Origin of the sequence: Anabaenopsis arnoldii (assembly GCF_028331025.1) — a bacterium.
Classification (GTDB): Bacteria; Cyanobacteriota; Cyanobacteriia; order Cyanobacteriales; family Nostocaceae; genus Anabaenopsis; species Anabaenopsis arnoldii.
On record NZ_JAQMUH010000135.1, the window covers coordinates 17967 to 30022 of the forward strand.

Sequence of the window (12056 nt, forward strand, 5' to 3'; positions counted from 1 at the left end):
ACCCACCTCCACCAGTTGCAGCTCGTGCCCGATATAGTTTTATCATAATCATACACCAGTATGATCGGTGGGAATAAGAGAAAATGCAGGTAATCCGTCTTAATGCACTGTCAGACAACTACATATTTTTGCTCCACGATGCTCAACAAAATCTTGCTGCTGTGGTTGACCCCGCAGTAGCTGAACCAGTATTAAAACAACTTGCAGAACTAAAGACCGAGTTAGTGGCAATTTTTCACACTCATCATCATCACGACCATGTGGGTGGAAATCAGGAGTTAATTAGACATTTCCCTGAGTTGACGGTGTATGGTGGTGCTGAGGATCAGGGGAGAATTCCCGGACAACAGGTATTTTTACAACCGGGAGATAGTGTGGAGTTTGGCGATCGCACCGCCACGGTTCTTTTTGTTCCTGGTCACACCCGCGCTCATATCGCTTACTATTTCCCCCCCACAAAACTGAGTGAACCTGGAGAGTTATTCTGTGGTGATACTTTGTTTGCAGGGGGTTGCGGTCGCTTATTTGAAGGTACACCGACCCAAATGGTCAACTCTTTGGCTCAACTACGCAATCTCCCAGACAATACTCGTGTGTGGTGTGCCCATGAGTACACTTTAAAAAATCTGGAGTTTGCTCTGACTGTAGATCCTGATAATAGCGTTTTACAAAAGCGCTACAAGGAAGTATACAACTTTCGTAGTCGCCAGGAGGCTACTGTTCCCTCATGGTTGGGGGTGGAAAAGCTGACCAATCCCTTTTTAGGTTGGGACAAACCCTCATTACAGTTAGCTGTCAAGAGTAGCGACCCAGTACAAACTTTCGCTCGTTTACGAGGAATGAAAGATAGATTCTAAGCCAAAAAAATGCTATTTTCCCTCTTAATATGTTTAATTAACATATATCTACACAGTTGTTAGCTATAGCTATTAAATCGTTCTATTTCCTAGAAAATATCTTCTCATTTGTGTATAATGCAAGCATTCGCTTACATAAAGCTACATTCTTATTTGTTGACTTGAGTCTTAACAGCAATTAATAGATATGAGAATATAACAATGGCGAACTCTGAATTTCCTGAGTCTCCAGTTTCCAGAGAAACTGAAAAGTCTGCGGTTAACAATTACAGTCACATTGAACAGCAACAACAAACATTGAAACCAAGGAAAAAGCGGCCCTGGTACTTAATCTGGCTGCTGATTCTCCTAATTGCAGGGGGTGGCTTGGGTTGGCGGTGGTGGCAAAATAGCTTTGCAGGTAGGGTAGATAGAGGCGGAGTACGGGCTGGCCAACCCATGGGAATTCCTGTAAAGTTAGCTACAGTAGAAACTACAACCATACAAGAAAGTTCAGTAATTGGCGGCTTTTTGGCATCTCCAGGCTCAGTAGCAATTAAGCCAGAGATTGACGGGCGCATTAGTGAAATTCTATTTAAAGAAGGCGATCGCGTGCAACAAGGGAAAGTAATTATTCGCCTGCAAAATAACGATACCCAAGCCCGCTTACGACAAGCAAAAGCAACATTAGACCGCACCCAAGCTCGACTAGCAGAACTCACAGCAGGTACACGTCCCGAAGAAATTGCCCAAGCCAAGGCTAGATTAGCTCAAGCCGAAGCTCGCCTACAAAATGCTAAAGGTGGAGCGCGTCCACAAGAAATTGCCCAGGCTGAAGCTCAAATTGAGGTAGCTAAAGCTGATTTGGAATTAGCACAATCAAGAGCTAGGCGATACCAAAAATTAAAGGAAGACGGAGCTGTTTCCCAAGACCAATTAGAAGGATTTCTCAGAGAACAAAGAAGCGCCGAGGCTAGACTCGAAGAAGCTCAAAGACGACTCGAACAACTTCGCAAAAGCAGAAGCGCTGATATTAATGAACTAGCTGCATCTGTAGAACTAGAAAAGCAAAATCTCAAACAACTACAGAACGGCCCCCGTGCTGAAGAAATTGCTCAAGCCCGTTCTCAAGTTATGGAAGCCGCAGCCCAAGTTCAGGTAGCCGAAGTGCAAAAGCAGTACACAAATATTGTCGCTCCTCTGACTGGTATTCTCGGTGATATCCCCGTGAAGGTGGGAGATTTTGTCAAGGAGGGAGACGAACTCACCACACTGAATAAAAATGACACTTTGGAATTAAATTTATCTGTGCCTTTCCATCAAGGTGAAAGGTTGCGGCGGGGATTACCCGTAAAAATACTAGATGCTGAAGGCAAACCAGCTAGAACAGGCAAGGTAAGTTTTATTTCACCGAATATCCAGGCAAATACTCAGAACATCTTAGCTAAAGCCACCTTTGTCAATAACACCAAGCTAATACTCAACCGCCTGAACGTCCAAGCCCAAGTTATCTGGGATGAACGTCCCGGAATCTTAATTCCCGCTGAAGCAATATCTCGGATGGGTGGACAGACTTTTGTATTTGTAGCTCAAGAGCCGAGAGAATCCCAACCGGGAATGCCGAACCTAGTAGCCCAACAAAAACCCGTGAAGTTGGGAGCTATTCAAGGAAACGATTATCACGTTATTGAGGGACTCGAAACCGGGGATAAAATTGTTGTTTCTGGTATTCTCAATCTCACTAATGGTGTGCCTATCATGCCTTTACCTGAAAAGATGCCTCAGTAAAAGCGCCGAGACACTACAATTCCTCATTCCCTCATTTTCTTATGTTTATTGATTTCTTTATCAAAAGACCCGTATTTAGCACAGTTTGTGCATTAATTGTGCTGTTGTTGGGGTTGATTAGTATTCCCACACTTCCCATTGCTCGTTTCCCGGATATTGCTCCCACTCAAATCAACGTCACCGCCAACTATAGCGGAGCTAGTGCTGAGGACGTAGAAAGCGGTGTGACAAATATCTTAGAAAGGCAAATCAACGGTATTCAAGGTATCCGCTACATTACTTCTAGTAGTAGTAACGATGGCTCTAGTACGATTACAGCCACCTTCGACTCATCCCGCAATCCAGATATTGCAGCTGTGGACGTGCAAAATCGGGTATCTATAGCCGGTCCACAACTCCCAGAAGCTGTACAGCGAACAGGCGTGAGGGTGACAAAGCAATCTAACAATATTATCTTAGCTATTGGTCTATTTGCTGAGAATAACCAGTATGACAATATATTTTTAAGTAACTATGCCGACCTTTATTTAGCAGATGTCTTAAAAAGGGTTAAAGGTGTTGGTAATGTCGTCATCTTTGGTGAACGTCGTTATGCAATGCGTCTATGGTTGGATCCCAATCGCCTGGCTAGTCGGCGGCTGACAACTGAGGATGTAGTTAATACCCTGAGGGAACAAAATTTGCAGGTGAGCGCCGGGAGAATTGGTCAAGAACCGGCTCCAGAAGGGCAAAGATATCAAATTGATGTCCGTGCTGCCAGTAGACTCACAGAACCGGAAGAATTTGCCGAAATTATCCTGAAAACTAACGATGATGGCACGTTAATTAAGCTGAAAGATGTCGGTAGGGTAGAACTGGGTGCGGAAAATTACAATACCTTTTTGCGATATCGCGCTAAAGATGCTGTAGGCTTGGGGATTTACCAGCTTCCTGGGAGTAATGCTTTAGATGTCGCCCGGGGGGTTAGGGAAGAAATGGCGCGACTGGCTCCCAATTTTCCGCCGGGAATACAGTATCAGGTGGCCTTTGACACTACACGCTTTGTGGAAGAGTCCATGTCAGAGGTGATCAAGACTCTAATTACAGCAGTAGTACTAGTTGTGATTGTAATTTTTGTCTTTTTGCAGGACTGGCGCACGACTTTAATTCCCGCTCTCACAGTTCCCCTATCTTTAATTGGGACGTTTATTTTTGCTCGGATTTTTGACTTTTCTATTAATAGTTTGACTTTGTTTGGTCTGACTTTAGCATCGGGGATGGTGGTAGATGATGCCATTGTGGTGGTTGAGCAAATCAGCCGTTTTATCCAGGATAAGGGAATGAGTCCTCGCCAGGCGGCCAGTGAATCTATGGCTGAATTGTTTGGTGCAGTGATTGCTACATCCTTGGTGCTGATGGCTGTGTTTGTTCCCGTGGCATTTTTTCCGGGAACCACGGGCGCACTGTATCGCCAATTTGCCCTGACCATCGCCTTTTCCATTGTGATTTCTACTTTTCTGGCTTTGACTCTCACACCCTCTTTGTGTGCCTTACTCCTACGCCAACGACAACAACCTATGGAACCAACTGCCACGCTATCGCTATCAGGCTGGCTGGGTTGGGTATTTTACCAGATTAATCAGTTTATTGACTTGGTAAGAACACTATATCAGCGATCGCTTCACCTGATAGTCCGCTGGAAAAATATGATCATCGGACTATTCATCGTTTCTTTGGGAATGACTGCTTGGCTTTATACTACAGTACCTACAGCTTTTCTCCCAGAAGAAGACGAAGGTTTTTTTATTACACTAGTCCAAGGACCACAAGGAGTTTCACTGCAATATACTAGTGATGTGATTGCCCAGGTAGAAAAAGAAATCCTGCAAATTCCCGAAGTCGTGGGAACCTTCGCAGTGGGTGGCTTTGGTTTCAGTGGTAGTACTGTTAATAATGGTATTATATTTACTACCCTTCAACCTTGGGCAGAACGCAGCAGACCTGACCAATCAGTACAGGCCATACTCGGTAAATTACGAGGGAAACTATTCGCCATCCCAGAAGCCAGAGTCTTTCCCGTAAATCCCCCACCGATTCAGGGGTTAGGTAACTTTGGCGGATTCCAACTTCAACTGCAAGACCGTAGAGGTGGTAGTGACCTACAAGGTTTAGTCCAATCCATGGGTCAACTGCTAGGCCGCGCCAACCAAACACCAGGATTACAAGCCGTATTCACTACTTTTGCGGCGCAAACACCCCAATTACTGGTAGAAGTAGATCGGAATCGAGCCAAAGCCCTGCAAGTTTCCATAGATGACATCTTTGGGACTCTGCAAACTGCTTTGGGTTCTCAATATGTTAATGATTTCAACCTCCAACAGCGTAATTATCGCGTATATGTCCAGGCAGATAAACAGTTTCGCTCTAACCCCCAGGATATTGAGCAACTAGTTGTGCGTTCTCAAACTAATCAAATGATTCCCTTGAGAAACTTAATTAAAACTACTTCGGTTGTGGGAGCGCAAGTAATTAATCACTATAATCTATTTCGCTCCATTGAAATCAATGGTTCTGCGTCCCCTGGATTTAGTTCTGGAAGCGCCATTCAGACCATGGAACAGTTAGCAGCAGAAGTATTACCACCCGGTTTTGGTTATGAGTGGTCAGGAACTGCATTGGAAGAAATAGAATCTGGCGGTTTAGCACCCATTATTTTTGGGTTAGGAATTGTCTTTGTCTTTTTAGTTTTGGCTGCTCAGTATGAGAACTACATAGACCCCCTAATTATCCTCTTAGCGGTTCCTTTAGCAATTTTTGGCGCACTTGTGGCTCAATCAATGCGGGGTTTTCCTAATGATATTTATTGTCAAATCGGTCTAGTCATGCTGATTGGTTTGGCGAGTAAAAACGCGATTTTAATCGTAGAATTTGCCAACCAATTACGGAATGAAGGGCTTTCTATTACTAAGGCCGCAGTAGAAGCTGCACAGGAACGTTTACGCCCGATTTTAATGACAGCATTTTCCACACTTCTGGGTATTTTCCCCTTAACCATTGCTACCGGTGCGGGTGCAGGAAGTCGTCAGTCCTTGGGAACTGCAGTATTTGGCGGGATGTTAATCGCTACTTTTTTAAGTTTGTTTGTGGTGCCAGTTTTGTATATTGTGATTAAAACCGCATCAGAAAGTTTATTCAAACCGAATCGGTCTGGTGTAAATTAACATCATCAAGACCTAAACAGCACATTGCATTCTGTGATGAGGTAAACTAGTATCGGGACAAATGCCTCCACTACAACGATTTTATTTTCCCTGAGAAACTAATGGAGATATTTCAAGTTATCCAAGAAACCATTACAAAACCACCTATTCCCCATGAACCACAGAAGCAATCATTGAAGGCTTGGGCTATGTATTGCTTGAGGGACAAAGGATTTACAGTAGTTTACGCCCAAAATGCCGACTTTGCCATTGAACGCAAGGGACAGGGAAAGCTGTATTTTAAAGTTACCAATAATCCAGAAGATGTGGATAATTCTTGTAGTTGGATAGTTTGGGATAGTGTGGCCAAAAGCGTTAGCCTGATGCCACTCCGGTAATTAAAGGTTTTGATTGAGGACTTAAGTCCTCAATAAGTCTGTATAGATATTATACCCGCTTTTCAAATATCATTAAGTGTTGCTGAGGTAACAAGTTTTTGGTTTCTCGCCAAACTAAACCCACAGCTTCCATTTCTTGGCGGACTTGCTTTGGAGTTACAGTCAAGATTATCTGTGTACCCTAGACGAATATCCTGGGTGGGGTAGCGCACCATCTATCATCTATATCTATGGTTAATTAATCCGGCCATATTTGCACGGATTTGTCTGTTTGCGTAAAAATAATAATTAGGATGCCTTAATTAATCTTAACAATGGTGATCACACAGCTACATCAAAAAATTTCTCCTCAACAAACACCGCCAGATCATCAGGGATATGACTATGATCTGGTCATTGTCGGCGGTGGAATTATTGGTTTAACCTTAGCCGCAGCTTTAAAGGACTCTGGCTTAAGTATTCTGCTAATTGAGGCCAAAGTTGCATCAGCAGCAGTGGCGAAGGGACAAGCTTATGCAGTTCATATGCTTTCGGCGCTCATTTACCAAGGAATTGGTGTTTGGGAAAAAATATCGCCTCAAATCGCAAAATATTGCCAAGTTCGCCTTTCTGATGCCGATTATCCCGATGTTGTGGAATTTATCACCGATGATTTAGGTACATCAGAATTGGGTTATGTGGCGGAACACCAAGCTTTGTTAGAGCCTTTACAGGAATTTGTCCACAATTGTCAGAATGTGACTTATCTATGTCCCGCTGAGGTGGTCAAGACAGAATATCAGCAGGAGATTGTGGCTATAGATGTCAAAATTGCTGACCAAATTCAGACAGTCCGCGGTAAATTAATTGTCGCTGCTGATGGTTCGCGATCGCGTATCCGGGAAGCTGCGGGAATTAAAACTTCTGGCTGGAAATATTGGCAGTCCTGTATTGTAGCATTTGTTAAACCAGAGAAACCCCACAATAACACTGCCTACGAACGATTTTGGCCTAGTGGACCGTTTGCTATTTTACCACTACCTGGTAACCGTTGCCGTATTGTCTGGACAGCCCCCCACGCAGAAGCAGAGGCTTTGTGTGCTTTAGATGACCAGGAGTTTTTGGCAGAACTCACCCGCCGCTATGGTAATCAAATGGGTAAGCTAGAATTACTGGGCGATCGCTTTATTTTTCGAGTACAACTGATGCAAAGCGATCGCTATGTTCTCCCCAGATTAGCCTTAATTGGTGATGCCGCACACAATTGTCATCCCGTCGGCGGACAAGGTTTAAACTTGGGGATTCGAGATGCGGCGGCTTTAGCCCAAGTGTTACAAACAGCACATAAAGCAGGTAAAGATATTGGTAACCTCCAAGTCCTCAAAGGCTATGAACGCTGGCGCAAACCAGAAAACCTGACAATTCTAGCTTTCACGGATCTATTAGATAGGATGTTTTCTCATAACTTTTTACCACTAGTAGTAATTCGTCGCCTAGGTTTGTGGATGATGCAGCGCATACCCATCTTCAAAGTATTTGCCCTCAAATTGATGATTGGTTTGAAAGGGCAAACCCCAGCACTAGCTAACGCACCAGACAGATAACTCGTGTTTTGGCTCTTGGGAAAAACATACCAGACGCGATAGCTATCGCGTCTCCCTCCCCGGCAAAACACCACCATAATATGAAGATATTTTAGGATTATTTAGGATGATTTGTAATATTTATGATTGACAAATAACACCCCAGTGCCAGCAATGCTAAAGTTGCAAAAACTTAAACCATAGTCTTGGGGGAGTATCCATGGGAAATCAACTACAAAAAAAACAGATTTCTTTGATTGCTGGTGCAGTCTTATTTGCCTTCTCAGCAGGTGCAATCCTATCTACCCCTAACATCAGAACATTCTGGGGGGAATGGTTCAACTCAGCCATAAATCAGTCTGAACAAATTTCTACAGCTAGCCAAGTCAAATCAGATGTATTTCCATTAGTATCACAGTCTCCACAAGAACGAGCAGAAAAACTAGAAGCGATCGCCAATAGTTCCATTTCACCAGACCGAGAACGGGCCCGTTATCTGTTAGCCAGTGATTTAATTAATATTAGGGAAGCAGAAAAGGCCTTAAGTCTTCTAGAAGGACTAGAAAAAACTTACCCCAGTCTGGGCGCGTATATTTTACTCAAACAAGCCCAAGCACAGGACATACTCGGTGAGAGTCGTCAAGCCTCCAATCTACGACAAAGAGTGCTGCGAGATTATCCCCAAGCAGCCGCAACAGCCAGAGCGCTGTATATGATCGCCCTACCAGAACATCATGATCGGGCGATCGCAGAGTTTCCCTCACATCCCCTCACCTGGGAAATTATTTATAAACGCTTAAGAGAAAATCCCCAACAGCCAAATTTACGGTTAATTTTAGCACAACACGCCTTTCACCAACCGGGAATAGTAGGTGTGTTAGATGAGCTAGTAAAACAACCAGATATCAAACCCGATAGCGATAACGTAGCAGTTGCTTCCATAGATTGGGAGATTGTCGGTACAGCTTACTGGGAAAATAATCAATTTGAACGAGCTGGTGATGCCTATGTTAAAGCACCCCAGACAGCCCGCAACCTTTACCGCGCTGCGCGAGGTTTACAGATAGGAGGTAAACAACCCGAAAAGGCATTGGCGATTTATAATCAACTAGTAGAAAAATTTCCCGATGCTAGGGAAACCGGACTAGCCCTATTGCGTTTAGCTGAATTGGCTAAAAACCGTAAAGATGCTTTGCCCTATCTTGACCGAATAATTGCTAATTTTCCTCAACAAGCTAGTATAGCAGTAGTAGAAAAAGCCAAAATTTACCAGGGACTAAATGATCAAAAGTCGGCTCAACAGGCGTGGGAATTGCTATTAAGTGAATACGGTAGTTCTAATCAAGCCGCAGAGTATCGCTGGAACAAAGCCAAAGAGAAAGCCAACGCCAAAGATTACTTAGGGGCTTGGCAATGGGCACAACCAATTGTGACTGAGAACCCTAATAGTATTTTAGCTCCCAGAGCAGGCTTTTGGGTGGGCAAATGGGCTACCAGACTAGGGCAACAAAAGGAAGCTAAAGCAGCTTATGAGTATGTGTTGAGTCAATTTCCTCACTCTTACTATGCTTGGCGTTCAGCTGTAACCCTGGGGCTGAATGTGGGTAATTTTGACAACATCAGGGAATTGCAGCCGGAAGTAGTTCTACAGCAACGACCTGTACCCCCCGCCGGTTCAGAAACTTTCAAAGAACTGTATTTACTGGGTGAAGATCGTGATGCTTGGTTCCAATGGGAAACAGAATTTACCAATAAACTACAGCCCACGGTAGCAGAACAGTTTACTGAGGGATTAATGCGCCTGGTGAGAGGGCAAAATCTGGCAGGAATTAACTTGATTTCTCGACTCGAAGACAGGGAAACACCAGAGGAACAAGCGGAGTATCAGGCTTTGAGCCAGCAGGTAAGTTATTGGCAAGCCCGTTATCCTTTTCTCTATCGCCAGGAAATTAAAAAATGGTCGGCTCAACGAGAGTTAAATCCCCTCCTGGTAATTGGTTTGATGCGTCAGGAATCAATGTTTGAGCCAAAAATTAGATCTGTGGTCGGTGCTACTGGTTTAATGCAGATCATGCCGACTACAGGTGAATGGATTGCTCCCCAAATTCAGTTGGATAGTATAACAATTAACTTAGAGGACCCCAACGAAAATATTAATCTGGGAACATGGTATTTAGACTATACCCATCGGCGGTATAATAATAACTCCATGTTAGCGATCGCGAGTTATAATGCTGGTCCAGGTAACGTCGCCAAATGGCTACAGACTATCGGCAAAGATGATCCAGATGAGTTTGTGGAAGATATTCCTTTTAATGAGACTAAAAATTACGTGCGCCAAGTATTTGGTAACTATTGGAATTATCTGAGACTTTATAACCCCGAAATTTCCGCCAAGGTAGCAAGATATTCACAGATACACCCCAAATTGCCCCAGAGGTAATTCAAAAAGAAAAGATAAAATCCTGATAGCCTAGTCTGGCGTAAGTCATTGTTGGGAAAAACATAGTTTTGTCACTGCTTCGCCGGATACAATAGTTAAGAAATGTTGCCTATTGAGATGACTAATGACACCCTCACAAGATGTAACTACTCCTGATATCCAACAAGAGGAATACGGCAACTCAGAACCGGATGCTCTCAATGAGTTGCCTGATGAAGTGGAAATGTCCCTTTTCGACCACCTAGAAGAGCTACGACAACGGATTTTTTATTCTTTAATTGGTGTTGCAGTTGGTGTTGTTGGCTGCTTCATCGCCGTGAAACCCATTGTTAAGTTACTGGAAGTCCCCGCCCAAGGGGTCAAGTTTCTCCAACTGGCTCCGGGGGAATATTTCTTTGTTTCCATCAAAGTAGCGGGTTACAGTGGGTTAGTACTTTCTAGCCCCTTCATTCTTTACCAAATTATCCAGTTTGTTCTTCCGGGACTAACTCGGCGGGAACGCCGCTTACTCGGACCGGTGGTTTTAGGTTCTAGTGTGCTGTTTGTCACGGGTTTAGTATTCGCTTATTTACTATTAATTCCCGCAGCTTTGAATTTTTTCATTAGCTACGGCGAAGATGTGGTAGATCAACTATGGTCTATTGACAAATACTTTGAATTTGTGCTGTTACTATTATTTAGTACTGGTTTAGCATTTCAAATTCCCATTATTCAATTATTACTAGGTAATTTGGGAATTGTCTCCTCTCAAAAGATGATTTCTGGCTGGCGATTTGTAATTATGGGAGCAGTTGTTCTCGGTGCTGTTCTCACCCCTTCCACTGACCCCCTGACCCAAAGTCTCTTAGCAGGAGCAGTTTTAGGACTCTACTTTGGTGGTATTGGTCTAGTGAAGCTGACAGGTAAGTGATTAATTAGATAGCTAGCTATCAGTAGTTGTTTCTGTTGCTAGCTTTTGCCCGATTTTTGGCTCTATACCTGCAAGTAGTCGCTGAATGTTAGCACGATGGCGGAAAATTACGTAAATTCCCCCAGCAATACCAAACAGGATATAGGGTAGCGGTTGATGTAGAGTTAACATCAAAATCGGCACAGCGATCGCACCGGCAATGGAACTTAATGATACAATTCTGGATATAGCTATAAACACAGCAAACACTGCGGCTGTAGCTAATCCTACTTGCCAATTCATCGCTAATAAAATTCCTAAGCTGGTAGCTACAGACTTACCGCCAGAGAAGCCGAGAAAAATTGATTTACTGTGTCCCAGGATAGCTAATAACCCCACTAAAGTAATCATCCAAGATTGCCAAAGTTGGATATTTACCGTTGAGGGGAGAAGATTTTGAGTAGGAGCAAAGGAAAATAACCAGTAAACAACTGCGATCGCTAAAACTCCCTTGAAGCAATCAATTACTAAAACCAGAGCGCCCGGGCCTTTCCCTAAAGTGCGCAATACATTAGTTGCGCCGGTTGAACCCGAACCAACTTCGCGAATATCAATACCCTGTAAGAGCTTTCCCGCAATGTAGCCAGTGGGAAAAGAACCCAACAGATAAGCTACCACCAAAGCCACGCCACACAAACTGAACCAAATAGCCATAATTAAATCACAAAACACCATAAAAATTCAAGGTTTGCAGTGAGGACAAAAGTCCTCCGTTGCCATCTGCTATAGTCGGAAGGCTCCCGATACTTTTTTGCTAACATTCACTAACAAATACACTCTTTAAGAGAGGGCGTATCAACCAATGCACGTAGGAAAATCCCCCGCGCACCATTTATGTCCCGGCTCATTACCCGCCCGTCAGATGGAGACTTAACGAATTTAGCACCACCAAGGTTGGGGA

The 12056-nt window shown here is 43.8% G+C and carries 8 protein-coding genes and 1 pseudogene; 7 read left to right on the top strand and 2 right to left on the bottom strand.

Translation table 11 applies throughout. The features are described 5' to 3' along the window. Positions 1–83: 83 nt before the first annotated feature. The 4 genes from gloB (at position 84) to PN457_RS12170 (ending at position 6201) form a co-directional block, all read left to right on the top strand. Entirely contained in the window at positions 84–857 is a 774-nt protein-coding gene (gene gloB / locus PN457_RS12155) for a hydroxyacylglutathione hydrolase (protein ID WP_271733604.1), read from the top strand. A 201-nt stretch (positions 858–1058) separates the two neighbouring features. Beyond that, positions 1059–2624 carry an efflux RND transporter periplasmic adaptor subunit gene (locus tag PN457_RS12160; RefSeq protein WP_271733605.1) on the top strand — a complete coding sequence of 522 codons (1566 nt, stop codon included), beginning with the start codon at positions 1059–1061 and terminating at the stop codon, positions 2622–2624. 41 nt (positions 2625–2665) lie between these two features. Then, positions 2666–5824 carry an efflux RND transporter permease subunit gene (locus tag PN457_RS12165; protein ID WP_271733606.1) on the top strand — a complete coding sequence of 1053 codons (3159 nt, stop codon included), beginning with the start codon at positions 2666–2668 and terminating at the stop codon, positions 5822–5824. Between the two features lie 101 nt (positions 5825–5925). Further along, positions 5926–6201 carry a hypothetical protein gene (locus tag PN457_RS12170; protein ID WP_271733607.1) on the top strand — a complete coding sequence of 92 codons (276 nt, stop codon included), beginning with the start codon at positions 5926–5928 and terminating at the stop codon, positions 6199–6201. A 49-nt stretch (positions 6202–6250) separates the two neighbouring features. Here the strand turns inward: PN457_RS12170 and PN457_RS12175 are convergent. Further along, positions 6251–6361 (bottom strand): annotated as a pseudogene (locus PN457_RS12175) (SAM-dependent methyltransferase); the annotation flags it as partial. Between the two features lie 154 nt (positions 6362–6515). On the opposite strand from PN457_RS12175, the gene PN457_RS12180 reads away from it, so the two are divergent. The 3 genes from PN457_RS12180 to tatC all read left to right on the top strand — a co-directional run bounded on the left by PN457_RS12180 (position 6516) and on the right by tatC (position 11116). Beyond that, a complete protein-coding gene (locus PN457_RS12180; RefSeq protein ID WP_271733608.1) occupies positions 6516–7784 on the top strand; it encodes an FAD-dependent hydroxylase in 1269 nt (422 codons plus the stop codon). Positions 7785–7983: 199 nt separating this feature from the next. Then, positions 7984–10206, top strand: a complete 2223-nt coding sequence (locus tag PN457_RS12185; RefSeq protein ID WP_271733609.1) for a transglycosylase SLT domain-containing protein — start codon at positions 7984–7986, stop codon at positions 10204–10206. Positions 10207–10330: 124 nt separating this feature from the next. Then, entirely contained in the window at positions 10331–11116 is a 786-nt protein-coding gene (tatC, locus tag PN457_RS12190; RefSeq protein ID WP_271733610.1) for a twin-arginine translocase subunit TatC, read from the top strand. 12 nt (positions 11117–11128) lie between these two features. On the opposite strand, the gene plsY is transcribed toward tatC, so the two are convergent. After that, positions 11129–11809: a glycerol-3-phosphate 1-O-acyltransferase PlsY gene (gene plsY, locus PN457_RS12195; protein WP_271733611.1), complete on the bottom strand. Its 681-nt coding sequence runs from the start codon at positions 11807–11809 to the stop codon at positions 11129–11131. Positions 11810–12056 lie beyond the last annotated feature (247 nt).

Excerpts from the sequence above, each read along its gene's own strand:
- tatC (WP_271733610.1), top strand. The coding sequence starts at position 10,331 with ATGACACCCTCACAAGATGTAACTACTCCTGATATCCAACAAGAGGAA.
- plsY (WP_271733611.1), bottom strand. The coding sequence starts at position 11,809 with ATGGCTATTTGGTTCAGTTTGTGTGGCGTGGCTTTGGTGGTAGCTTAT.
- PN457_RS12180 (WP_271733608.1), top strand. The coding sequence starts at position 6,516 with ATGGTGATCACACAGCTACATCAAAAAATTTCTCCTCAACAAACACCG.
- PN457_RS12170 (WP_271733607.1), top strand. The coding sequence starts at position 5,926 with ATGGAGATATTTCAAGTTATCCAAGAAACCATTACAAAACCACCTATT.
- PN457_RS12165 (WP_271733606.1), top strand. The coding sequence starts at position 2,666 with ATGTTTATTGATTTCTTTATCAAAAGACCCGTATTTAGCACAGTTTGT.
- gloB (WP_271733604.1), top strand. The coding sequence starts at position 84 with ATGCAGGTAATCCGTCTTAATGCACTGTCAGACAACTACATATTTTTG.
- PN457_RS12185 (WP_271733609.1), top strand. The coding sequence starts at position 7,984 with ATGGGAAATCAACTACAAAAAAAACAGATTTCTTTGATTGCTGGTGCA.
- PN457_RS12160 (WP_271733605.1), top strand. The coding sequence starts at position 1,059 with ATGGCGAACTCTGAATTTCCTGAGTCTCCAGTTTCCAGAGAAACTGAA.